Below are 21,540 nucleotides of genomic sequence, written 5' to 3' on the forward strand. Positions count from 1 at the left end.
GGAACGGGAAGCGAAACGGGATGCGAGTTGCATGGTCTTTCTCCTGACAAAGAAAAAAAAGGGTTTGCTGTTCACCGCACACCGGATTCCAAGATTCGGAGCCCAGCCTTTGTGGCTGTTCGGTGCGGTCGGCACGAGGAACCCGGTTGGCCCTGTTGCCACCGTCTTTCCTGAGTTCATCGCCCGCGACGGTCAGGAGCGCGCGGACGGGGGCCGTCAAGGAAACAAGCGCAGGGGGTGGTGCGGCCCGCAGGCGTAGCCGAGGACACGGCCCTGCGCGCCTTGATGGCACGCGGAAGCGGGCTACAGTCGCGGACAAGGTGATGAAGTCAGGGGAGACGGCTGGACATGGCAACGGCCGTCCCTGTGTGCCGAACCGCACGCAAGCGAAGCGCGCAGGCCCGAAGCTGGAAGCCGGGCCGTAGGCGTCAGGGATGTGGAAGGCTGGCGAATGCCAGTCCCGTCAGGGATGAGCGGATAGCGAACCTGGAGCAGCGCGGTTCGCGAAGCGGAGACGCAAGGATGTCTCCAGATGTTATGAATTTCTGATAAATTACATACTTGGGGCAGGTTGGCACCAAAAAACTATTTGGCTTGCCTTAAAGGAAAATATTGCCAGCGCCAAAATAATGTGAGGAAAAATATAGCTCTCACATTATTTAAATAAATTCAATATGAAAACGGGGTGTTGATGAGCATTCTTAGCGAAAAAGAGGCAGAAAGCCTCACCATTGAGCGAATGATCTTCCACGTTGTCGATCCAGCATCAGAGTCCCCCGTTTTCTTAGCAGAAGTCAAACCACCGCAATGTGTGGATTTTTTCGTTGAGCGAGTTAAAGAAACTCTTCGTGGAGCCGCGTATGAATTTCTCCCGGGCGCAGGAATTCCGGGCCTTCTTTATCGAGCCTTGCCGAGTCAGGGCGCGAAAGATGAATTTGTTAAAGTCTCGCACGACCTGGCGGATAGATTCAAAGAGAAAGTAAAACAAGATAAGCGACTTGCACCCGGCGTATTGATGCTTTTCTCCTTAAAAACGGAAGGTGATAACCGACTTGTCGCCGTCATAAAATATGAGCACCAGCAAGTTGTATCTTACTCCTACATTAAGGATGACAAGGGCAAGCCGATATTGGATGCAGACGGAAACCCTGTTCCTGATTTGCAGACGCTTGTGGAAACATTTACGAAGGATCGCAAGGCTATGCAGAAATCTGCAGTCATACGATTCCAAAGAAGTAATAGCTCTGAATCGGATGGAGACGTTCAATCATCAATCGTTGTAATTGACCATTCGTCCGGTCGCTACCGCGATGCCACTCAACACTTTGCAAATTTCCTGGATATACGCCGAGCCCTTGAACCTGTCGAACTGACCAAACGCCTCGAAGATGCGGCAGTCGAGTCCATCAAGGCGCACAAGAGCGAGGTCCCCCCAGAAGTTGCTAAAGCTCCCAAGCGGTTTGTACGAGCAGCCATGTCAAGGCTTGAAGGGTTTGACTTTGAAAAACCAGAGGAATTTCTTGGTGCCGTATTGCAAGGAGTGGCTCCAGAGGCCGCAATCCTCAAAACCTTCAAGAGCAAACTCGCCAGCAAGAATATAAGCACAGAAGCATTCAAGTTTGAGGGAGCCACCCCACCACCAGCCGAGTACCGACGAGTAGTCACAAACGAGGGGATTACTCTCTTGTTTAGTGCCGGGCATGAAGAAAACAAGAACGTAGAGATAAAAACAGAGGGGAATGGAGGCGTTGAAATAACCATACGCTCTACCGGCCTGGAACGTAACGATGAACTCGAAAAAATGCCTCGCATCCCTGATTGATTCTTTGGGGGAGCATGCCAACATCCGAGAAACCATCGGGCAAATCGACATTTCCGGGCATGTCTCTCCTGAAAAATCGGACGATTTCAAGCAGGCCTTCAAAGATTTCTCGGAAAAGAAATCTGAGGCTTGGTCGATTTCTATCCGTGATGGCGAATTTTCCGAGATCTCCACAGATGCCATTGCGAATGAGGATGTCACCCTTGTAATCAAGAAGCCAATAGGAGGCAGGATTTTCTTTGCGTCACTAGCAGGATTCTCGGCAGCCTTGGAAGACAAGGCGCTGACATTGGCTAGCGAGCTATTGGTGCCAAGTTCTTTTAATGGATTCAAAACCAGAGGATTTTCTGTCCTGCCTTGGGATGGTGAACCTTTGCCTGGCTTGCCGTGCTTGGAGCCTGATTCAGATGCAATCGACCCTAGAAAAGGCGTAGTACGAGACTTGACCGGCAACACTGTTCCGGCAGACCCCTATCGTTGGATACTAGTAGGTCATGACGGCGGCGGCGAGCCGTGGAATATATGGAAGACTCTGGCAACTAAAAATCTGGCAACACTACTTGTTTCGGATGTCTGGAAAGAAGATACAACGAAAGTATCCATCAATGGCGCGAGAAAGCGCACTTTCTCACTCGGAGAAAAATGCCAGGATAGCAACGCTTACTCGAAAATATGCCAAGCTGCCGATTGGATACTTGTAAAGCAGGACACGGAAGCCCGGCATGAAGTTCTTGTGCGACGTCTTTCTTCGATTGTCAGAGACTCCGACTCCAATGGAGTCGCGGAGTGGCTAACCGTATTGCCTGAATCTCTGCAAGAAGCCCTTGATGGGGCTCGGCTTGATCATCGCGCCTATGTGAGATCAAAGTCAGCAGAAACGGTAAAAGCTATGGCCGACCTCAGAAAGGCGGTTGGAGAAGATGTTTCGCGTATCGTAGAGCGCATTCATAGACTTTCTGCAGGTTTTGTGATTGGTCTGGCTGCACTGGCAACGGGGCTAGGTGTCCGCCTTACATTGCTGACCTCTCAGAAGAACACCTGGGCAGTTGCTGGGATAATTTTCTGCTGCGTCGTACTAGCGATTACATGGGCAAGCATTGTTCTTCAGCATCATGTTAGCTCTAAATCATTGGTAAATGAGTTGCGCAACATGAGGCGTTGGCATAAAAACATTCACATAGCACTAACCCGGTCGGACTATCGAGAGTTGGCATTACATCCGGTGCTTGATGCCATTCGCCTATATAAGAAAACAGCGAAGTCCACCATTAATGGAATGATTGCCGCTTCATTTGTTTTTATTGCCCTTTTTATTATTACCCCTTTTTTCTACTCGGCAGAACCTGTTGGCGCCAATGATAAAAATAGGGAGTCGCAATCATTACTTAATTCTGATATTGAAGAGTCGGCTTTAAAAGTTAGCCCTACCCAGAGAGAGGGCAGAAATTTGGAAGTAGCTCCCCCTACAGGGCAAGAGTCAAATTCAGAAGACGACAAAGCCGTACAAGATACGAGCATTCTTGATGATAAGCAGAGCAGCTCTTCCCAAGATGTATTTGAGGCCGGAGAAAAGGGCCGAAGCCCCGAAAATTATATTAGCCCTCGCTCGGCGAACGACACCGTTCCTACACCCGCTACGATCATGTGATCCAACGTGCGTACCTCCACCAGCCCCAGCGCTTCCTTGAGTCGCTGTGTCAGCACCTGGTCGGCATTGCTTGGCTCAGGATTTCCGCTCGGATGGTTGTGCGAGAGGATGACCGCCGCAGCATTGAGCCGCAACGCCTCCTTGACCACTTCACGCGGATACACCGATGCACTGTCGATGGTGCCGTGGAACATCTCCCGGTACTCGATCAGCCGATGGCGTGCATCCAGAAACAGCACCGCAAAGACTTCATGCTCGAAACCTGCCAGCTTGTTGTGCAGGTATTCTTTGACCAGCGCCGGGGAAGTGAACTCAGCACCGCGCTGCATCTTCAGCTCGATGGCCTGGCGTGCAGCTTCAAGAATTTGATCCACCGATGCCGGGAGGTAGCGCCCTTGGGCGTCACGCACCAGCAAAGCGTTATCGAACGAGGAAAAGGACAGTTGCGACATGATCGTGCTCCGGTTGCTCGGGCGGAATTGCCCGGAACCGTGGGCAGCACGGCGCAGCGCAAAGCAGTCAGGGGGCGTAGCCGACCGCCAGGGCGCAAGCGTGCAAGCACGCGCAGCCCTTGACGCTGCGAACGCCGTGATACGGTGAAGGGAACAGCAAGACCGCCTACACCCCACTCAGCCACACACCCGCCGCCGGCAAGTGCGCAGCACGCGCAGGCCCGGATCAACGATCCAGGCCGAAGGCGTCAGGGATCAGCGCCGAATGGCTGTGATTCGGCACGAAGCGCAGGGCGCAGCCCGCGAGCCCGACGGCGGTACGCCGGGACGCACTGATTCACTGTTTGAATAATCCTTTGGAGCGAACCGCATAAGACCCTTATAGTTCTGAAATGTCGGCCTACTGTCGGGTTGCTGTCGTGTTGTCGTTGTTCCTGGCTCCCCATACTTCGCCACATCGAATGAGAACGAAGGAGCCTTTCCATGAGCGCTACAGAACATGCCCAACAATCCCGTCTGCTGACTCCGACCGAACTGGCCGCTTGCATCAAGCTGTTCCGCGAGATGCGGCAGTGGTCACAGGAACAGTTGTCCGCGATTTCCGGCCTCAACGTGCGGACGATCCAGCGTGTAGAGCAAGGCCAAGTCGCCAGCCTTGACACCCGCCGAGCCCTTGCCCGAGCGTTCGAGCTTGAGGACATTGACGCGCTCAACAAGCCGTTCGTCATTCCATCCGAAGAAGACGCCAAGGCTGCGAAGGAAAAGTTCGACCAGGAGCACGTCACCTTGACGGCGACTCCGCTGACTACTGGTAAGCAATTGGCCAAGCTGGCAGAAACTTGCTCAATGGACTTGTCAGAACCGGCTTTTGAGCTGCCTCGCGAGGCCGACGAAACCTTCGCGATGCTGGTGGACTACCTGCGTGAGTATCGGGATTGTGCCGATGCCTATAACGAAACGCAGAAATTCGAGATATACGATGAGCTGCAATCCCACATCGACGCGCTCAAGGTGCTCGGCGTCTCACTGCGCTACGCCACGCGCAAGATTCAGGTGAAGTGGGGAACAGGTGCAGATGTGAAGCCGATGCTCGCCACGGTGCTTTATATCGTTGGCTTCCCACTCGGCAAAGAACCCGAACAGTTTGCAACACCGAAGTCTGCCAGCATCCGTCTGTAGTTGGGCAACCAACAAAGGCCACAGGCATCAAGGGTCAACGCCGGGCGACCTCGGAAATGAACCTTTCCTTGATCTGCTCCGTTTCAATGATCTGCTTCTCCGACGCCAGGTACAGCCGCTCGGCTTCCTCAGGTGGAAAACCTAGTTCCAGAAACAGATTTGCATCCGGCTTGGTGAGCTAGGCACTGTCTGGCGAATTGGCTCAGCCACAAGCCAGCCCAGCACGAGTGAATTTCCGAGACACTGTCTAGGAAATCCAGATGGGCAGCTTGCGAACCCGCCACTGCCTCCCGGGATGTCTACGATTGAGAGGCCCGCTGCTCAGAAATTCTCGTATCAGTGATACGGGAATCGACAGGCCCGGATAGCGTCAGTAGTGCGGCGAACTCCTGCAGCGTCTCCTGACTGATCGCGCTGGCTTCATGCAGCGCAGCCATGTCGTCCAGCAAGGGTTCAATGATCGGGCTTTCCATGGAAGTCAGGCCGCGACCGTAATGCCTGGCGCGTACTCGTGACGGGCCGGCTGCACCACGATTTCCACATGCTGATCCAGCGACACCAGCGCCTGCATCAAGCGCTCCAGCGAAATGTTCTGGAGCTTGTAGCGGCGAACCTGGGACACCTTGGGCTGGGTCATGCCGGTGATGTGGGCGGCTTCGGTCTGGCTCAGGTCGCGCTGGTCAATTAGTTCGTTGAGTTTGAGCGCGAGCGCGGCCTTCGCCGACAATTCTTCCGCATCGTCGAAACCGAGATCCAGCAGCACGTTGTCGGTGCCTTGAGGGGTATCTTTGCGACTCATAATGTTCTCCTGTTCGCTGCGTAGCGGGCGAGCACTGCCTTCAACCGCTTCTCGATCAACTCCACATCCGGCTGCGGCGTAGCGATGCCGGACTTGGACTTCTTCTGGAACGCATGCAGCACATGCACCGCGTCCCCGATCTTCACTGTGTAAACCGCACGGAAGGTGTCGCCCCGATGGTCTTCCACCAATTCGTACACCCCAGAACCGAGTCCCTTCCAGGGCTTGGCCGAGTCCGGCGTGCCGCCCAACTGGACGACGAACAATGACACGCCCATGTCCTTCTGCACGGGGACGGGAAACTCCTTGAAGTCCTTCTTCGATGAGCCTTCCCAGTACAGGAGCTTGCGTTTCTCTATCATGATTATATCCGTTCAGGTATAGATGGCAAGCGCCTGAATTGTCGCGACAGCGTTGCGACAATTGGGCCGGCAGGATCAGCATCAGGATGCCGCCGCACCACCGGCGCAGCGGGGCAAGACGTGAAAGCTCGCAGGCAGTTCATATCGCCATTTCCTCCGTGCGGCGCGCACCCGTAATCGCCAGCCGCCGATTCGCCACCAGTTCGGCCGCATCACGCACCGGCTTGTCCTCGGTGTGGACGTAGTGCATGAACATCGCCACGGTCTTGTGGCCCGTCAGCTTCATGCCCACCTTGGTCGGCACGCCCGAATTGGCAATGTCGGTTGTCGCACGGTGGCGGATGCCATGCGTGCCGACGTGCGGTACACCAGCGGCCTTGAGCACACGCGTCCAGCCGCCATAGTGTTCGCCGTGGGTCATGTGCCGGGTCGGGTCATTCGGCGACGGCAGGACATAGGGGCAACCTTCCCGGCGCGGCGCTGTGGACAGTAGCCGATAGGCTTCCTCACTCATGGGCTTGGAAATGCCGCCGGTCTTGCTGTCGGGCCAGACGACGCGGCGCTTTTCCAGATCAATCCAGTCCCACTCCAGCGGGCAGATTTCGGAGCGGCGGGCAGCGAACTCGAATTGCAGGCGAATCGCCAGCGGGATGACGTAGTTCTCCAGTCCTTCCGCCTCCAGCGACTCCAACTGGCGGAAGATCCGCACCAGTTCATCGTCCACGATGAGCCGGGTTTCCTTGCCGGGTGGGTACATCGGGACGTGGCGGCATGGGTTCGTCCCATCAGGGCGCAGCCCCCATACTTCGGCCAGGTTGAACATCTTGCGCAGCACGCCGAAGGTGCGGTTCGCCTCGGCCTGCTTGTAGGCCAGCTTCTTCATCAGCGTGGCCACGTCCGGGCGCTTTACGTCCTGCACCTTCATCCGGCCCATGATCGGGATGATGCAACGGTCAATGACTCCCTGGTAGCCGCGCTGCGTGCTGGGCTTGTTGCGCTGCTTGGAGTAGTCCTCCATGAAGGTGTGGCAAAACTCCTTCATAGTCGGTGCCTTGCGGGCGGCGTTCTTGGCCGCGCTTGGGTCGCCACCTTTGCGCACCTCGGCCAGCCACTCCTGCGCCATTGTGCGTGCCTGATCGACGGTCAATTCCCCGTATTGGCCCAGGGCGGGCTTACGGCGCTCGCCCGCGTTCGTGCGGTACTGGAGCATGAACACCTTGCGGCCCGCCGGGGTGATCTTGCACAGGAAGCCGGGCACCACGGTATCCCGCAGTTCGATGGCCTTGTCTTGAGGTTGTGCCGCATCGACTGCGGACTTGGTGAGCTTGATCTTCGCCATGATGACCCCTCGGAAAGCCCGGTTTCCAAGAGCCGCATGGGAGCCACGCGAGGGGAAGCCGGGTCAGGTTTCGGAAAGCACCGGCATATGTTGAACTCGCCTAAGTGATTGATAAACCTGCTGTATCGAGCCTTGGCGTAGTCCAGCGAATTGCGGTACTGGAGTCATCGTGAAACAAAAAAACGCCGCTTCCCGTTAAGGGAAGCGGCGCTCTTGATCCGGCACTGGCCTGTTGAATCAAAGGCCCTGCGCGTGACGCTCCTCTTCCTCCAGCATCTTCTGCTGGTCAAAGAAAGCCATGATGTCCTTCATGATCGGCCAGGTGCCCTCACGGCCCAGGGCTGACACCAGATACCAGGGCTGCTCCCAGCCCAGCTCGGCCACCACCTGCTCGGCAGCCGCCTTGGCCTCGTCCTCGAACATCAGGTCGGCCTTGTTCAGCACCAGCCAGCGCGGCTTCTTCAGCAGCTCCGGGTCGTGCTTGCCCAGCTCGCGCTCGATCGCACGCACCTGCTCGATCGGCGAGATACCCTCCACACCACCTTCCATCGGCGAAATGTCGACGAGGTGCAGCAACAGACGGGTGCGCTGCAGGTGACGCAGGAACTGCGCGCCCAGGCCGGCACCATCGGCCGCACCCTCGATCAGGCCCGGAATATCGGCGATCACGAAGCTGCGGTAATTCTCAACCTTCACCACACCCAGGTTCGGGTACAAGGTGGTGAACGGGTAATCGGCCACCTTCGGCGTCGCCGCCGAAACGGCACGGATCAGGGTGCTCTTGCCAGCATTGGGGAAGCCCAGCAGGCCGACATCGGCCAGCAGCTTCAGCTCCAGCTTGAGCAGGCGCTCCTCGCCCTCCTCGCCCGGCAGCGCCTGACGCGGCGCGCGGTTGGTGGAGCTCTTGAAGTGCATGTTGCCCAAGCCACCCTTGCCGCCCTTGGCCACCAGCAGGCGGTCGCCATGCGTGGTCATGTCACCAATGACTTCATCGGTATCGACATTCATCACCACGGTACCCACCGGCACGGTGATGATCAGGTCTTCGCCACCCTTGCCATAGGCCTGGCGGCCCATGCCGTTCTCGCCGCGCTGCGCCTTGAAAATGCGGTCATGGCGGAAGTCGACCAGGGTGTTCAGGTTTTCGTCGGCACGGATCCAGACGCTGCCGCCATTGCCGCCGTCACCACCATCCGGGCCACCGAGCGGAATGAACTTCTCGCGGCGAAAGCCGATGCAGCCATTGCCGCCGTTGCCAGCGATGACCTGGATCTCCGCTTCGTCTACAAGTTTCATGATTCTGGTTGCCCACTGATGGCGGCAGGCAAGCTGCCCGACCGCTGGATTCTACCGGCCCCGGCGCTGCCGGGGAAAACGGGCCAGGATGCCCGCGAAATGTTCTTCAAGCAACGAAAAACCCCGCCGAAGCGGGGCTCTCGTCAGCAGCCCACACCGGAGTATGGGCGGCTTGCGCGTACGGAATTAAGCTTCCGTGACGACGTTGACGGTGCGGCGCTTGTTGGCACCCTTCACCGTGAACTCAACCTTGCCATCGACCAGCGCGAACAGCGTGTGGTCACGGCCCAGGCCGACGCCGGTACCCGGGTGGAACTGGGTGCCGCGCTGACGCACGATGATGTTGCCAGCTTCGATGGCCTGGCCACCGAAGATCTTGACGCCGAGGTATTTCGGGTTGGAATCGCGACCGTTGCGCGAGGAACCTACGCCCTTTTTATGTGCCATGACGGATTCTCCTTAGCAATTAGCCGGCGATGCCGGTGATTTCGATTTCGGTGTAGTACTGACGGTGACCCTGACGCTTCATGTGGTGCTTGCGGCGACGGAACTTGATGATCCGGACCTTGTCGGCGCGGCCGTGGGCCACAACCTTGGCGGTCACCGAAGCGCCCTTCAGCGCATCACCCAGCTTGATGCCGTCGGCATCGCCGAGCATCAGGATGTTGTCGAACTTGATCTCGTTGCCGGCTTCGACTTCGAGTTTTTCCACGCGCAGGGTTTCACCCTGAACGACGCGGTACTGCTTACCGCCAGTTACCAGAACTGCATACATGACCAGACTTCCTCTGTAGTTATTGTGGTCGCCTTGCCCGCCGTCGAGGGCGGACAGAAGCGGGATTTTACCGGGCAGACCGAGCTCGGGTCAACCCACCCCCTGCCCTGACCCGCGGGGCCTGAACCCCGATTCAGGCCCGCAGCCGACAACCGGCCCACTGGCGGGAAACAGCACTGGCAAAACTGGCAATTGCCCCCAAATGACAAGGCCGCTAGGCTGATTGACTGCCGTCAGCGACGCCCCCACACCTCCTGCTACCGGCCCAGCCGGCAGCGGTCCAAACCGGATTTCCCATGGCGATGGATTTCATCCGCATCCGCGGTGCGCGGACGCACAACCTCAAGAACATCGACCTCGACCTGCCCCGCGACAAGCTGATCGTGATCACCGGCCTGTCCGGTTCGGGCAAGTCCTCGCTGGCGTTCGACACCATCTATGCCGAGGGCCAGCGCCGCTATGTCGAGTCGCTGTCGGCATATGCGCGGCAGTTCCTGAGCGTGATGGAAAAGCCCGACCTGGACCACATCGAAGGCCTGTCGCCGGCGATCTCGATCGAGCAGAAGTCGACCTCGCACAACCCGCGCTCGACCGTCGGCACCATCACCGAGATCTACGACTACCTGCGCCTGCTCTACGCCCGCGTCGGCAGCCCGCGCTGCCCCGACCACGGCTACCCGCTGGAGGCACAGACCGTCAGCCAGATGGTCGACCAGGTCCTGACCCTGGATCCGGAACAGCGCTACATGCTGCTGGCCCCGGTCATCCGCGAGCGCAAGGGCGAACACGCGCAGGTCTTCGACCAGCTGCGTGCGCAGGGCTTCGTGCGCGTGCGCGTTGATGGCGAGCTCTACGAGATCGACGAAGTACCGGCGCTGACCCTGCGCCAGAAGCACACCATCGAAGCGGTGATCGACCGTTTCCGCCCGCGCGAAGACATCAAGCAGCGCCTGGCCGAGAGCTTCGAGACCGCGCTGAAGCTTGGCGATGGCATGGCCACGGTGATGGCGCTGGATGCCGCCGACAGCACGCCGCAGCTGTTTTCCTCCAAGTACAGCTGCCCGGTCTGCGACTACGCACTGCCGGAGCTGGAACCGCGCCTGTTCTCGTTCAATTCGCCGGTCGGCGCCTGCCCGGGCTGCGATGGCCTGGGCGTGGCCGAGTTCTTCGATCCGAACCGCGTGGTCGTGCATCCGGAACTGTCGCTGGCTGCCGGTGCGGTGCGCGGCTGGGACCGTCGCAACGCCTATTACTTCCAGCTGATCGCCTCGCTGGCCAAGCACTACAAGTTCGATGTGGACGCCAGCTGGCAGTCGCTGCCGGACAACGTCAAGCAGGCTGTGCTCTACGGCAGCGGCGAAGAGCAGATCACCTTCACCTATTTCACCGAAGCCGGTGGCCGCAACCAGCGCAAGCACCGCTTCGAAGGCATCATCCCCAACCTCGAACGCCGCTACCGCGAGACCGAATCGCCGGCGGTGCGTGAGGAACTGGCCAAGTACATCAGCTCGCGGCCGTGCCCGGAGTGCAAGGGCGCGCGCTTGAACAAGGCGGCACGCAATGTCTTCGTCGCTGATCGCCCGCTGCCGGAAATCGCGGTGCTGCCGATCGACGAAGCCAAACGCTTTTTCGGCGAGTTGAGCCTGCCCGGCTGGCGCGGCGAGATCGCCACCAAGATCGTCAAGGAGATCAGTGAGCGACTGGGCTTCCTGGTCGACGTCGGCCTGGATTACCTCACCCTGGAGCGCAAGGCCGACACCTTGTCCGGCGGTGAAGCGCAGCGCATTCGTCTTGCCTCGCAGATCGGCGCCGGCTTGGTCGGCGTGATGTACGTGCTCGACGAACCCTCCATCGGCCTGCACCAACGCGACAACGAACGCCTGCTCGGCACCCTCACCCGACTGCGCGACCTGGGCAATACGGTGATCGTGGTCGAGCATGACGAAGACGCGATCCGCCTGGCCGACTACGTGGTCGACATCGGCCCGGGCGCAGGCGTGCACGGCGGCGAGATCGTCGGCCAGGGCCAGCTGCAGGACCTGCTGGATGCACCGCGTTCGCTGACCGGCCAATACCTGTCGGGCAAACGCCAGATCGAGATCCCGGCGCGCCGCCACAAGCCCAACCCGAAGATGACGCTGCGCCTGCGTGGCGCCAGCGGCAACAACCTGAAGAACGTGGATCTGGATATCCCGTCCGGCCTGTTGACCTGCGTGACCGGCGTGTCCGGCTCGGGCAAGTCGACGCTGATCAACGACACCTTGTTCTCGCTGGCGGCCAACGAGATCAACGGTTCTTCGCACCCCATCGCCAAGTACAAGAGCGTCGAAGGCCTGGATCTGTTCGACAAGGTCGTCGACATCGACCAGTCGCCGATCGGCCGCACCCCGCGCTCCAACCCGGCAACCTATACCGGTCTGTTCACGCCGCTGCGCGAGCTGTACGCACAGGTACCGGAGGCGCGTGCGCGTGGTTACTCGCCGGGCCGTTTCAGCTTCAACGTGCGCGGCGGCCGCTGCGAGGCCTGCCAGGGCGATGGCCTGATCAAGGTGGAAATGCACTTCCTGCCGGACGTGTATGTGCCTTGCGACGTTTGCCACGGCAAGCGCTACAACCGCGAGACGCTGGAGATCCTCTACAAGGGCTTCAACATCAACGACGTGCTGGAAATGACCGTCGAAGATGCACTGCGCCTGTTCGAGCCGGTGCCGTCGATCGCACGCAAGCTGGAAACGCTGATGGACGTGGGCCTGAGCTACATCAAACTGGGCCAGAGCGCGACCACGCTGTCCGGTGGTGAAGCGCAGCGCGTGAAGCTGTCCAAGGAACTGTCGCGCCGCGATACCGGCCGCACGCTGTACATCCTCGACGAACCCACCACCGGCCTGCATTTCCATGACATCGAGGCTTTGCTCGGCGTGCTGCACAAGCTGCGTGACGAGGGCAATACGGTGGTGGTGATCGAGCACAACCTGGACGTGATCAAGACCGCGGACTGGATCGTTGACCTGGGTCCGGAAGGCGGCCATCGCGGCGGCACGGTGCTGGTCACCGGCACGCCGGAGGACGTGGCCGCACATCCGGACTCCTACACCGGCCAGTTCCTGGCCAAGATGCTGCCCTCGACCAGCGCGCGCCCGGAGCAACCGGCGGCAGTGGCCAACAAGCCTGATGCGCGCCCGCCGCGCAAGGAGAAGCCGGTCAAGAAAGCAGCAGCCAAGAAGGCTGCCGCCCCCGCCAAGAAGAAGGCTGCAAAATGAGCAACGAACACAAGCAACTGGCCCGCGTACCCATCAGTGTGCGCTGGCGTGACATGGACTCGATGGGCCACGTCAACAACGCCAAGTACGTCTCCTACCTGGAAGAAGCGCGCGTGCGCTGGATGCTGGGCGTGGAAGGCGTGTCGATGACGGATCGCATCGCGCCGGTGGTGGCCAATACCAACATCAACTATCGCCTGCCGATCGTGTGGCCGAACGACATCGTGGTCGAGTTGTTTGTTGAGCGCCTGGGCAACAGCAGCGTGACCATTGGTCACCGCATCGTTGACCAGAACGACGACAGCAAGCTGTATTCGGACGGCAATGTGGTGGTGGTCTGGATGGATACGCAGACCGGCAAGAGTGCGCCCTTGCCGGAGGCTGTGCGGGGTGCTTCGAGCTGACCTAGCCTGACCCTTCTCCCTCCGGGAGAAGGTGCCCCGAAGGGGCGGGATGAGGGTCGGTTCAGCGCTGGCGTTGCAAGCAATGCCAGGCTTCGCTCGCACCCTCTCCCCAACCCCTCTCCCGGAGGGAGAGGGGCTTGATCTGCAGTTGCGAGCGTGGCCTCAACCTGCCCGCATTCACTGCCTTACTTCAACGCAACCTTCGGAAAATCCACCGGCACATCCAGCGCCACGTTGATGTAGTTGGTGAACAGGTTCAACGCCACATGGGCAAGAATCTCGACGATCTGCTCGTCACCGAAGCCTGCGCTTCGCAACGCCGCCACATCGGCATCATCCAGCTGCGCACGCTGCTCCACCACTTTCAGCGCGAATCGCAATGCCGCCGCAGTGCGCGCGTCTTCGGACTGGCCCGACTGTGCCGACGTCATCTCAGCCGCACTGGCGCCGGCCTTCTGCCCCAACACGGTGTGCGCGGCCAGGCAGTACTCGCAACGGTTGCGGTTGGCGATGGCAACGGCGATCTGTTCGCCGAGCTTGCTGCCAAGGCTGCCCTTGCCCAGTGCGCCGAACGCAGCCCACATGCTCTGCAGTGCAGCCGGGGAATTGGACACTGCCTTGAACATGTTCGGCGTCGCGCCGAAGGCCTGGTGGATCTGTGCCAGCAGCGGCTGGCTGGCGGCGGGGACGGTCTGGGTTTCAAGATTGATGCGTGACATGGCGATCTCCTGATCGGTTGGGATGCTTGCCGGGCCATCAGCCCGTGAAAGAAGTATCCCGCCCTGATCCGAACGATTTGATACGATCAGTCCAGCAAACAAACCAATTGATACAGATGAGCAGCCTCCCGCCCGTGGATCGCCTGGCAGGCGTCCTGGAAAATTTCCGCTTCCAGGCGCAGCTGTTCCACTCCGGTCCGCTATGCGGACTGACCAGCTTCGATGCAGGTGAAGGCCACGCCTACCTGCACGTGCTGCGGCGTGGCCGGCTCGAGGTCAGCCATCCCGGCAGCCGCGATATCCCGACCTCGATGCACTTCGAGGAGCCGACCCTGCTGTTCTATCCACGACCGTTCAGCCATCGCTTCCACAACCCGCCACGCGAGGGCGCCGATTTCACCTGTGCACGCCTGGACTTCGATGGCGGCATCGCCCATCCGCTGGTACGTGGCCTGCCCTCGTTGATCGCACTGCCGCTGGCACGTATCCCCGGCCTGGCGATGACGCTGGAGCTGCTGTTCAACGAAACCGACAACGTCCGCTGCGGCCAACGCCTGCTCACCGATCGTCTGTTCGAAGTGGTGGTCATCCAACTGCTGCGCTGGCTGCTCGATCATCCGCAGGAAGCAGGGATTCCCGCCGGCTTCATCACCGGCCTGTCGGATCAGCGCTTGTCGCGTGCCTTGGCGGCAATGCACGATCGCCCCGGCGAAAGCTGGACACTCACCAGCCTGGCCGAACAAGCCGGCATGTCGCGCACCGCGTTTGCCAACAGCTTCCGCGACATCGTCGGGCAGACGCCGCTGGACTACCTCACCGATTGGCGCATCGCACTGGCCCAGCGCCGGCTGCGGCAAGGCCGACCGATCAAGACGCTGGCCGATGAGCTGGGCTATGCCAATGCCTCGGCGCTCTCGCGCGTGTTCGCCTCCAGAACCGGAATGTCGCCGCGCGACTGGTTGAAGCAGGCCCAGGCCTGATCAACGCGCAGGCGCGTCGCGCCGTACCTGCAGCATTCCGTCGACCTTGGTTCCGTCTTCCAGGCTCAACCGTAAGGGCAGCTGCGCGCCCTCCGCCAGCGGCACTTCCGGCTGCATCAGCATCAAGTGCAGACCGCCCGGCTTCAGCTCGGCAACAGCCCCAGCGGCGATCGGCAACCGCTCGATCTCGCGCATCCGGCTGACGCCCTGCACCACCGTGGTTTCATGCAGCGATACATCGCCAAAGGCCTTGCTGCCCGCGCCCACCACCACCACCTCGCTGGCACAGCCGTTGCGGATACGCGCAAAGCCGGCCGCCATCCGCATCGCGCCCGGGGTCAACCGCACCCAACCCTGCTCGAGGCTCACGCAGGCCGGTGCAGCGGCGCTGGCCTCGAACGCACACAGGGCCAACAGTACGCACACGAATGGTTTGGTTATCATCAGGCCACGACTCCTTGCCGTTCGAGAAACCGCAGCATGACCACGCTCATCGAAGTGATCAACCATGGCCCCATCCGCGAACTGCGCCTGGCGCGGCCGCCGGTCAACGCGCTGGATACCGAACTGTGCCGCGCACTGATTGCCGCCGTCACCCTTGCGATGACCGACGACGTGCACGGCATCGTGCTTTCCGGCAGCGAACGCATCTTCACCGGCGGCATGGACGTGCCGCACCTGCTCTCGCATGGCGATGACAAGCGCAAACTGATGGACAGCTGGCAGGCTTTCTTCGGCGCTGCGCGTGTATTGGCCGAAAGCCGCGTCCCGGTGGTAGCCGCGCTGACCGGTCACTCGCCGGCCGGCGGCTGCGTGCTTGCACTGTGCTGCGATTACCGGGTGATGGCGCGCAGCGCTGACCCGGCAAAACCCTATGTGATCGGCCTGAACGAGGTACAGGTGGGCCTGGTCGCGCCGGAAGGCATCCAGCGCCTGATGCGTCGCGTGGTCGGTCACCACCGTGCCGGCGTCTTGCTGACCGGCGGCCAGTTGGTCAGCGCCGAGCGCGCCCTGGAGATCGGCCTGGTCGATGAACTGGCCGACGGCGCAGCGCAGGTGGTCGAACGCGCCATCGGCTGGCTGCAGGCCCAACTCAAGCTGCCGCCGCAGCCGATGCTGCAGACCCGCGCCATCGCCCGCGCCGACCTGCACGAGGCCATGCAGGCCGAGCACATCCAGCTGGAGCGCTTTGTCGAAGCCTGGTTCTCGCCGGATGCGCAGGGCGCCTTGCAGGCCCTGGCGGCTCGCCTGGGCAAGAGCTAGGAACGAGGGGAGAGGAGTGAGCAACGAGTAAAAGCAGGGGCAGGAGCTATAAACGAGTGAATAGGAGTGAGCAACGAGTAAAAGCAGGGGCAAGAGCTAGAAACGAGTGAATAGGAGTGGGCAGAGAGTAAAAGCAGGGGCAAGAGCTAGAAACGAGTGAATAGGAGTGAGCAGAGAGTAAAAGCAGGGGCAAGAGCAAGAACCTGGAGCCTGCAGTGGCCGTGGAGTGGCTGTGGCTGCGGCTGTTGCCCTTACTTACTCCTTACTCCTCTTGACTCACTTCTCGCCCTTACTTACTCCTTACTCCTCTTGACTCACTTCTCGCCCTTCTTACTCCTCACTCCTCTTGACTCACTTCTGGCCCTTCTTACTCCTTACTCCTCTTAACTCACTCCTCGCCTTATATAATCGCGGCCTGTCGAAAAGAAGGCCGCCGCCTTGTCCAACACGCCTGAACCCGTGGTCTCCGAACTGATTGACCTGCTGTCGTTGGAGCGGCTGGAGGACAACCTGTTCCGTGGCCAGAGCCGCGATATCGGCACCAAATACGTGTTCGGCGGGCAGGTGCTGGGGCAGGCGCTGGCCGCCGCCCAGGCCACGGTCGAGAACGGCCGTCACGTGCATTCGCTGCATGCCTATTTCCTGCGCGCCGGCAACATCGACCACCCCATCGTCTATGACGTGGACCGCACCCGTGATGGCGGCAGCTTCTCGGTGCGCCGGGTCACCGCCATCCAGCACGGCAAAGTGATTTTCTTCTGCGCGGCCTCGTTCCAGCAGGCCGAGCGTGGCGCCGAACACCAGCACAAGATGCCGGATGTGCCGCAGCCCGAGGACATCGAGCCGAGCCGTCCACTGCCGGCCGATGTGCTGGAGCGCTTGCCGGTGAAGGTGCAGCGCTGGCTTTCGCGCGGCGGTCCGTTCGAATTCCGCCACGTCTATCCGCGCGACGAACTGAACCCGCCCAAGCGCCCGCCCTATCACCAGGTGTGGCTGCGCTTGAACGAGAAGATCGGCGATGCACCGGAGCTGCACCAGGCGTTGCTGGCCTATGCCTCCGACTTCCATCTGCTCGGCACGGCCACCTTCCCGCACGGCATCAGCTACTACCAGCCGCATGTGCAGATGGCCTCGCTCGACCATGCGATCTGGTTCCACCGCCCGTTCCGCGCCGACGACTGGCTGCTGTACTCGCTGGACAGCCCCAGTGCGCAGGATTCGCGCGGCCTGGCGCGTGGCCAGTTCTATACCCGCGATGGCGTGCTGGTCGCCAGCACCGCGCAGGAAGGCCTGATCCGCGTGACCCCCGACGACAACGAAGCGAGCAAGGGCTGAACCATGCGCAAGATTTTCAGCAGCCAGCGCGTCGAAAATGCCGAAGGCGTGGCAGAGATCCTGCGTGATGCCGGCATCGAGGTGCGCGTCACCAACGGCCGCTCGTACCACAGCAAGCGCCGCGGCCAGTTCAGCTATACCGACAAGGTCAACAACGAGAACCTGCCTTCGGTCTGGGTGGTGCATGCCAATGACCAGCCACGTGCGCGCGAGATCCTGCGTGACAAGCGCCTGCTCGACACCACCCGCCGCGACCATCCCACCGCAGAGTACGCCTTCCGCGAGCCCCCGGCCGAGGCCGGCACTGGCCGCAACTGGGCCTGGCGCATCCGCATCGCGCTGCTGGTGGTGATTGCCGGCGTGGCATTGGTGATCATGATGCGCCATCGCACGGCACCGGCACCGGCAGCCACGACGCCGGCCGCCAACCCGGCACAGGCACGGCCTGCCCAGCCGCAAGCCAGCGAAGACGAGTTCCGCGTACGCATCCAGTCCCAGCCCGACACCCCGCCGGCGGCACCGGCACCGGCACCGGCACCGGCACCGGAAAAATAATCGGTCACATCGGGCTTCGGTGCCCGTCCTGTTTGGCAGTACCGTCGAAAAGGCCTGTCCGATGAGCACCGAAACGCTGGAAATCCTGCTGCAGAACGAGCTGCCTGCCGCCCGCCAGGGCTGCACGCAGTCCTATGGGCGCATCGTGGTGGCCTGCCAGAACACGGTGACCGCGATCGCCCTGGCCATCACCCGCGATGTGCAGGCCAGCGAGGACATCGCCCAGGAAGCCTTCATCAAGGCCTGGCAGCAGCTCACCCAGCTCAACAACAGCTCCAGCTTCCTGCCCTGGCTGCGGCAGATCACCCGCAACCTGGCCCGCGACTGGCTGCGCGCCAACCGCAACCGTCCGCTCAGCGGCGAGGCTGCGGAAATCGCCATCGGCATGGCCGCCGATCCCTCGCCCAACGGTGTCGACGCGATGGCGCGGGTGGAGGAAGAACTGGTCGCCGAGGAAATCATCTCGGCCCTGCCCGAGGACAGCCGCGAAACCCTGCTGCTGTACTACCGCGAAGGGCAGAGTTCGCAACAGGTGGCCATGCTGCTGGGCCTGAGCGACGCAGCTGTGCGCAAGCGCCTGTCGCGCGCGCGCGCCAGCGTGCGCGAGGAAATGCTCAGACGCTTCGGTGAGTTTGCCCGCAATACCGCGCCAGGTACCGCATTCGCGGCATTGGTCAGTTCCACCTTGATGCTGGCCGCACCGGGCACCGCCAGTGCGGTCATTCTCTCAACTTCGCTTGGCGTGGCAGGCAGTAGCGCCGGCAAAGTCGGCCTTGGCGGACTGGGCACCAATACCGTATTCGGCGGTGCCGCGGCGGGAGGGCTGGGCGCAACCCTGAACACCGTATTCCCCAATCCCTTCGACATGTGGGTAGTGCTGGGTGCCATGGTGTTCGGCACCTTGGCTGCGCTCTTCTCCAGCCTCTATCTGCTGCATTTCGCACATACCCAAACAGAACGTAGCCAGGTACTGCGCTTCATGCGCCTGCATACCCTCACTGCTCTGTTGTTCTGCATCAGCGCGCTGAGTGGCATCGTGCTTCGGCTGGGCACCACTGCCGGGCTGCTCCTGCTGGCAGTTGGCATGATTGCGCTGAACTACCAGTACCTGGTCACCCTGCCCCGCACCATGGCCTTGATGCTGGCACGCGACGCAGCGCAGCATGGCCGCGCCGGTCCCAGTTGGGTGTATCGCAGCCTGTTCGGGCGTGGCGCGGTCATCAGTTCCTCGTTGCTGGTCGTTGCCGCAGTGGCTTTCTCCCTGTTGCGCACTTGAGCAAACGAAAAAACACACCCGCTGCTGCCAGCGGGTGTGTTGTCGATCGGCGCCTTTGTAGCACTTACTTCGCAGCGGGAGCCTGCGGCGGCATCGGGCCGCGCGGGCCACGGTGCTCGCGGTGGCCGTCCTTGCGCGCGGCCTCCAGTTCGGCCGGGCTCAACTTGCCATCCTTGTTGGTATCGGCCTTGGCAAACCACTCGGCACGGCGCTGTTCGGCACGGGCCTGGCGATCGGCCTGGTCGATATAGCCGTCCTTGTTGACGTCCAGACGGGTGAAGTTGGCCTGGTACTCGGCAGCGCTGATGCGGCCATCGTTATCGGTATCCATGCCACGCATGAAGCCGCCATCGCGGTGGCCGCGATGGCCGCCATGGCGATCACCGCCGTGACGGCCGTCATGGCGCATCTGCGCCATTTCCTCGCGCGACAGCTTGCCATCCTTGTTCTTGTCCAGCTCGTCGAAACGCTGCGCCAGATGCGGACGCGCCGCCGCTTCCTGACGATCGACCACGCCATCATTGTTGGTATCCAGACGCGGTGGCGCCGGGTTTGGGCCGGTCGGCGCAGCCGCGAACACCAAGCCGGTTGCCGAGGTGGCCAGCAGCATCGCCAGCAGGAGGAAGGGTTTGCGGTGGGTCTTGGTCATGGTGTGACTCCGTGGTGAGACAGCGGACGCGGCATTGCGTCCTCGCTACGGTCAACGCGCGGGCCACCGCAGCGGTTGACCGGCGGGCCGGCGATATTCATCGCGCAGACAGGCGCAGGTTTTGCGACGCGCCACGGCTATGCTGTGCACATGGCAGCCCACGGTGAAAACAACGACGAACTGCGCCTGTTCCAGACCGGCGAGCACCCCTGTGGCTACTGGCCGGAACGGCAGGCCCGCGATCTTGTGCTGGATCCGCAGGACGAGCGCCTGGGCGCGCTCTACCCGATGGCATTGACCTGGGGTTTCCGCCGCTCCGGCGATCTGGTCTACCGGCCCCACTGCGAAAGCTGTCGTGCCTGCGTACCGGTGCGCATTCCGGTCGACCGTTTCAACCCGGATCGCAGCCAGCGCCGCTGCCTGGCACATAACGCCGACCTGCAGTGCCGGATCCTGCCGGCCGAACGGACGGACGAGCAGTTCGCGCTCTATCAACGCTACCTGACCCATCGCCATGCCAAGGGCGGCATGGACGAACACGGCCCGCATGAGTTCGACCAGTTCCTGATCGGCAGCTGGTCACATGGCCGTTTCATGGAGATCCGCACCCCGGGCGTGGCCGGCAAGCGCGGGCAACTGCTGGCCGTCGCGGTCACCGACGTCACCGACCTGGGTTTGTCGGCGGTCTATACATTCTTTGACCCCGAGCAGGAAAAACGCAGCCTCGGCACCTTCGGCATCCTCCAGCAGATCGCCTGGGCGCAGCGCAACGGCTTGCCGCATTTGTACCTGGGCTATTGGATCGACGGCCACCGCAAGATGGACTACAAGCGCCGCTTCCATCCGCTGGAGTATTTCGACGGCAAGCGTTGGGTGCAGGGCGAACAGGACCCTGGCAGTACCCTGCCCTGATTGAGACGCAGCTCAATTTCAAGCGGCCTTGATACATATTTAACCGGGATTTATGCAGAATAGGAATGTCATCGCGCACCGTGATGGCGCAAGGAAGTATCCATTCAACAGGAGTAATGCGTGAAGACCCAACTACTGATTCTGGCTGCCATTGGCACCCTGGCCCTCGCCGGCTGCAAGAAGGCCGAAACCCCGGCCACCGACGCACCGGCAGCCACCCCGGCGGCCGCTCCGGCAGCACCGGCGGCCGTAGTCACCCCGGCACCATCCACCGACACCGTCAAGGCCGGCACCGGCGTTCCGGAATGCGACCAGTACCTGGAAAAGGTCTACGCATGCATCAGCGACAAGGTTCCCGAAGCCCAGCGCGACATGATGAAGCAGGGCATCGAGCAGTCGCGTAGCGCCTGGGCTGGCGTGACCGACAAGACCGAGCTGGCCAACCAGTGCAAGACCGCGCTGGAACAGGCCAAGACCAGCTTCGGCGCGATGGGCTGCACGTTCTAAGCAACGTT

The 21,540-nt window shown here is 61.1% G+C and carries 24 protein-coding genes; 13 read left to right on the forward strand and 11 right to left on the reverse strand.

The genetic code is table 11. The features are described from left to right. The 3 genes from AC1VXC_RS09630 to AC1VXC_RS09640 form a co-directional block, all read left to right on the forward strand. The coding region (locus AC1VXC_RS09630) for a hypothetical protein (protein ID WP_482995038.1) at positions 1-259 on the forward strand (259 nt) is incomplete at its 5' end. Between the two features lie 432 nt (positions 260-691). After that, the gene (locus tag AC1VXC_RS09635; RefSeq protein ID WP_006473292.1) at positions 692-1,822 is read left to right on the forward strand and encodes a nucleoid-associated protein; all 1,131 of its coding nucleotides are present in this window, start codon (positions 692-694) and stop codon (positions 1,820-1,822) included. Beyond that, positions 1,788-3,470, forward strand: coding sequence for a hypothetical protein (locus tag AC1VXC_RS09640; RefSeq protein ID WP_240112395.1), 1,683 nt, complete (start codon positions 1,788-1,790; stop codon positions 3,468-3,470). The genes AC1VXC_RS09635 and AC1VXC_RS09640 overlap by 35 nt, the downstream gene beginning before the upstream one ends. Here AC1VXC_RS09640 and radC read toward each other — a convergent pair. After that, positions 3,413-3,922 (reverse strand): RadC family protein, encoded by a 510-nt coding sequence (radC, locus tag AC1VXC_RS09645; protein ID WP_006473290.1) that lies wholly within the window; start codon positions 3,920-3,922, stop codon positions 3,413-3,415. The genes AC1VXC_RS09640 and radC overlap by 58 nt on opposite strands. Positions 3,923-4,405: 483 nt before the next feature. Between radC and AC1VXC_RS09650 the strand changes: the two genes are divergently transcribed. Then, complete coding sequence (locus AC1VXC_RS09650; protein ID WP_012076332.1) at positions 4,406-5,101, forward strand: helix-turn-helix domain-containing protein; 696 nt, start codon at positions 4,406-4,408, stop codon at positions 5,099-5,101. A 299-nt stretch (positions 5,102-5,400) separates the two neighbouring features. Here the strand turns inward: AC1VXC_RS09650 and AC1VXC_RS09655 are convergent, their stop codons facing one another. From AC1VXC_RS09655 to rplU, 7 genes are all read right to left on the reverse strand, one after another. After that, a complete protein-coding gene (locus AC1VXC_RS09655; protein ID WP_006473282.1) occupies positions 5,401-5,574 on the reverse strand; it encodes a hypothetical protein in 174 nt (57 codons plus the stop codon). Positions 5,575-5,579: 5 nt separating this feature from the next. Then, positions 5,580-5,900 carry a helix-turn-helix domain-containing protein gene (locus AC1VXC_RS09660; RefSeq protein ID WP_006473281.1) on the reverse strand — a complete coding sequence of 107 codons (321 nt, stop codon included), beginning with the start codon at positions 5,898-5,900 and terminating at the stop codon, positions 5,580-5,582. Beyond that, positions 5,897-6,262, reverse strand: coding sequence for a type II toxin-antitoxin system RelE/ParE family toxin (locus AC1VXC_RS09665; protein WP_006473280.1), 366 nt, complete (start codon positions 6,260-6,262; stop codon positions 5,897-5,899). Before AC1VXC_RS09665 ends, AC1VXC_RS09660 begins: the two co-directional genes overlap by 4 nt. A 139-nt stretch (positions 6,263-6,401) precedes the next feature. Next, positions 6,402-7,601 (reverse strand): tyrosine-type recombinase/integrase, encoded by a 1,200-nt coding sequence (locus AC1VXC_RS09670; protein WP_006473279.1) that lies wholly within the window; start codon positions 7,599-7,601, stop codon positions 6,402-6,404. A gap of 237 nt (positions 7,602-7,838) precedes the next feature. Next, positions 7,839-8,897: a GTPase ObgE gene (obgE, locus tag AC1VXC_RS09675; RefSeq protein WP_313169172.1), complete on the reverse strand. Its 1,059-nt coding sequence runs from the start codon at positions 8,895-8,897 to the stop codon at positions 7,839-7,841. Positions 8,898-9,083: 186 nt separating this feature from the next. Beyond that, a complete protein-coding gene (rpmA, locus tag AC1VXC_RS09680; protein ID WP_293715524.1) occupies positions 9,084-9,344 on the reverse strand; it encodes a 50S ribosomal protein L27 in 261 nt (86 codons plus the stop codon). 19 nt (positions 9,345-9,363) lie between these two features. Next, positions 9,364-9,672 carry a 50S ribosomal protein L21 gene (gene rplU, locus AC1VXC_RS09685; RefSeq protein WP_282269142.1) on the reverse strand — a complete coding sequence of 103 codons (309 nt, stop codon included), beginning with the start codon at positions 9,670-9,672 and terminating at the stop codon, positions 9,364-9,366. 296 nt (positions 9,673-9,968) lie between these two features. Between rplU and uvrA the strand changes: the two genes are divergently transcribed. Further along, positions 9,969-12,932, forward strand: coding sequence for an excinuclease ABC subunit UvrA (uvrA, locus tag AC1VXC_RS09690; RefSeq protein WP_481539189.1), 2,964 nt, complete (start codon positions 9,969-9,971; stop codon positions 12,930-12,932). Beyond that, entirely contained in the window at positions 12,929-13,336 is a 408-nt protein-coding gene (locus tag AC1VXC_RS09695) for an acyl-CoA thioesterase (protein WP_296248213.1), read from the forward strand. The genes uvrA and AC1VXC_RS09695 overlap by 4 nt, the downstream gene beginning before the upstream one ends. 185 nt (positions 13,337-13,521) lie before the next feature. On the opposite strand, the gene AC1VXC_RS09700 is transcribed toward AC1VXC_RS09695, so the two are convergent. Further along, positions 13,522-14,055 carry a carboxymuconolactone decarboxylase family protein gene (locus AC1VXC_RS09700; protein ID WP_312917459.1) on the reverse strand — a complete coding sequence of 178 codons (534 nt, stop codon included), beginning with the start codon at positions 14,053-14,055 and terminating at the stop codon, positions 13,522-13,524. A gap of 116 nt (positions 14,056-14,171) precedes the next feature. Here AC1VXC_RS09700 and AC1VXC_RS09705 point away from each other — a divergent pair, with 116 nt between their 5' ends. Then, positions 14,172-15,035: a cupin domain-containing protein gene (locus AC1VXC_RS09705; protein WP_481539190.1), complete on the forward strand. Its 864-nt coding sequence runs from the start codon at positions 14,172-14,174 to the stop codon at positions 15,033-15,035. Here AC1VXC_RS09705 and AC1VXC_RS09710 read toward each other — a convergent pair whose 3' ends face one another. Next, the gene (locus tag AC1VXC_RS09710) at positions 15,036-15,479 is read right to left on the reverse strand and encodes a copper chaperone PCu(A)C (protein WP_481539191.1); all 444 of its coding nucleotides are present in this window, start codon (positions 15,477-15,479) and stop codon (positions 15,036-15,038) included. 36 nt (positions 15,480-15,515) lie between these two features. Here AC1VXC_RS09710 and AC1VXC_RS09715 point away from each other — a divergent pair, with 36 nt between their 5' ends. The 4 genes from AC1VXC_RS09715 to AC1VXC_RS09730 all read left to right on the forward strand — a co-directional run bounded on the left by AC1VXC_RS09715 (position 15,516) and on the right by AC1VXC_RS09730 (position 19,464). Continuing rightward, complete coding sequence (locus AC1VXC_RS09715) at positions 15,516-16,298, forward strand: enoyl-CoA hydratase/isomerase family protein (protein WP_313172996.1); 783 nt, start codon at positions 15,516-15,518, stop codon at positions 16,296-16,298. Between the two features lie 438 nt (positions 16,299-16,736). Further along, complete coding sequence (tesB, locus tag AC1VXC_RS09720) at positions 16,737-17,633, forward strand: acyl-CoA thioesterase II (protein ID WP_282271430.1); 897 nt, start codon at positions 16,737-16,739, stop codon at positions 17,631-17,633. A 3-nt stretch (positions 17,634-17,636) separates the two neighbouring features. Then, complete coding sequence (locus AC1VXC_RS09725; protein WP_481539192.1) at positions 17,637-18,188, forward strand: pathogenicity-like protein; 552 nt, start codon at positions 17,637-17,639, stop codon at positions 18,186-18,188. A 61-nt stretch (positions 18,189-18,249) separates the two neighbouring features. Then, the gene (locus AC1VXC_RS09730; RefSeq protein ID WP_481539193.1) at positions 18,250-19,464 is read left to right on the forward strand and encodes an RNA polymerase sigma factor; all 1,215 of its coding nucleotides are present in this window, start codon (positions 18,250-18,252) and stop codon (positions 19,462-19,464) included. Between the two features lie 64 nt (positions 19,465-19,528). On the opposite strand, the gene AC1VXC_RS09735 is transcribed toward AC1VXC_RS09730, so the two are convergent. After that, entirely contained in the window at positions 19,529-20,113 is a 585-nt protein-coding gene (locus AC1VXC_RS09735; RefSeq protein WP_482995039.1) for an EF-hand domain-containing protein, read from the reverse strand. A 150-nt stretch (positions 20,114-20,263) separates the two neighbouring features. Here AC1VXC_RS09735 and AC1VXC_RS09740 point away from each other — a divergent pair, with 150 nt between their 5' ends. Both AC1VXC_RS09740 and AC1VXC_RS09745 read left to right on the forward strand, forming a co-directional pair. Continuing rightward, positions 20,264-21,025, forward strand: a complete 762-nt coding sequence (locus AC1VXC_RS09740; protein WP_481539195.1) for an arginyltransferase — start codon at positions 20,264-20,266, stop codon at positions 21,023-21,025. A 120-nt stretch (positions 21,026-21,145) separates the two neighbouring features. Continuing rightward, positions 21,146-21,532: a hypothetical protein gene (locus AC1VXC_RS09745; RefSeq protein ID WP_481539196.1), complete on the forward strand. Its 387-nt coding sequence runs from the start codon at positions 21,146-21,148 to the stop codon at positions 21,530-21,532. The last annotated feature ends 8 nt before the right edge of the window (positions 21,533-21,540 follow it).

It is taken from the genome of Stenotrophomonas sp. STEN033 (assembly GCF_056856655.1).

Excerpts from the sequence above, each read along its gene's own strand:
- AC1VXC_RS09635 (WP_006473292.1), top strand. The coding sequence starts at position 692 with ATGAGCATTCTTAGCGAAAAAGAGGCAGAAAGCCTCACCATTGAGCGA.
- AC1VXC_RS09640 (WP_240112395.1), top strand. The coding sequence starts at position 1,788 with ATGAACTCGAAAAAATGCCTCGCATCCCTGATTGATTCTTTGGGGGAG.
- radC (WP_006473290.1), bottom strand. The coding sequence starts at position 3,922 with ATGTCGCAACTGTCCTTTTCCTCGTTCGATAACGCTTTGCTGGTGCGT.
- AC1VXC_RS09650 (WP_012076332.1), top strand. The coding sequence starts at position 4,406 with ATGAGCGCTACAGAACATGCCCAACAATCCCGTCTGCTGACTCCGACC.
- AC1VXC_RS09655 (WP_006473282.1), bottom strand. The coding sequence starts at position 5,574 with ATGGAAAGCCCGATCATTGAACCCTTGCTGGACGACATGGCTGCGCTG.
- AC1VXC_RS09660 (WP_006473281.1), bottom strand. The coding sequence starts at position 5,900 with ATGAGTCGCAAAGATACCCCTCAAGGCACCGACAACGTGCTGCTGGAT.
- AC1VXC_RS09665 (WP_006473280.1), bottom strand. The coding sequence starts at position 6,262 with ATGATAGAGAAACGCAAGCTCCTGTACTGGGAAGGCTCATCGAAGAAG.
- AC1VXC_RS09670 (WP_006473279.1), bottom strand. The coding sequence starts at position 7,601 with ATGGCGAAGATCAAGCTCACCAAGTCCGCAGTCGATGCGGCACAACCT.
- obgE (WP_313169172.1), bottom strand. The coding sequence starts at position 8,897 with ATGAAACTTGTAGACGAAGCGGAGATCCAGGTCATCGCTGGCAACGGC.
- rpmA (WP_293715524.1), bottom strand. The coding sequence starts at position 9,344 with ATGGCACATAAAAAGGGCGTAGGTTCCTCGCGCAACGGTCGCGATTCC.
- rplU (WP_282269142.1), bottom strand. The coding sequence starts at position 9,672 with ATGTATGCAGTTCTGGTAACTGGCGGTAAGCAGTACCGCGTCGTTCAG.
- uvrA (WP_481539189.1), top strand. The coding sequence starts at position 9,969 with ATGGCGATGGATTTCATCCGCATCCGCGGTGCGCGGACGCACAACCTC.
- AC1VXC_RS09695 (WP_296248213.1), top strand. The coding sequence starts at position 12,929 with ATGAGCAACGAACACAAGCAACTGGCCCGCGTACCCATCAGTGTGCGC.
- AC1VXC_RS09700 (WP_312917459.1), bottom strand. The coding sequence starts at position 14,055 with ATGTCACGCATCAATCTTGAAACCCAGACCGTCCCCGCCGCCAGCCAG.
- AC1VXC_RS09705 (WP_481539190.1), top strand. The coding sequence starts at position 14,172 with ATGAGCAGCCTCCCGCCCGTGGATCGCCTGGCAGGCGTCCTGGAAAAT.
- AC1VXC_RS09710 (WP_481539191.1), bottom strand. The coding sequence starts at position 15,479 with ATGATAACCAAACCATTCGTGTGCGTACTGTTGGCCCTGTGTGCGTTC.
- AC1VXC_RS09715 (WP_313172996.1), top strand. The coding sequence starts at position 15,516 with ATGACCACGCTCATCGAAGTGATCAACCATGGCCCCATCCGCGAACTG.
- AC1VXC_RS09725 (WP_481539192.1), top strand. The coding sequence starts at position 17,637 with ATGCGCAAGATTTTCAGCAGCCAGCGCGTCGAAAATGCCGAAGGCGTG.
- AC1VXC_RS09730 (WP_481539193.1), top strand. The coding sequence starts at position 18,250 with ATGAGCACCGAAACGCTGGAAATCCTGCTGCAGAACGAGCTGCCTGCC.
- AC1VXC_RS09735 (WP_482995039.1), bottom strand. The coding sequence starts at position 20,113 with ATGACCAAGACCCACCGCAAACCCTTCCTCCTGCTGGCGATGCTGCTG.
- AC1VXC_RS09740 (WP_481539195.1), top strand. The coding sequence starts at position 20,264 with ATGGCAGCCCACGGTGAAAACAACGACGAACTGCGCCTGTTCCAGACC.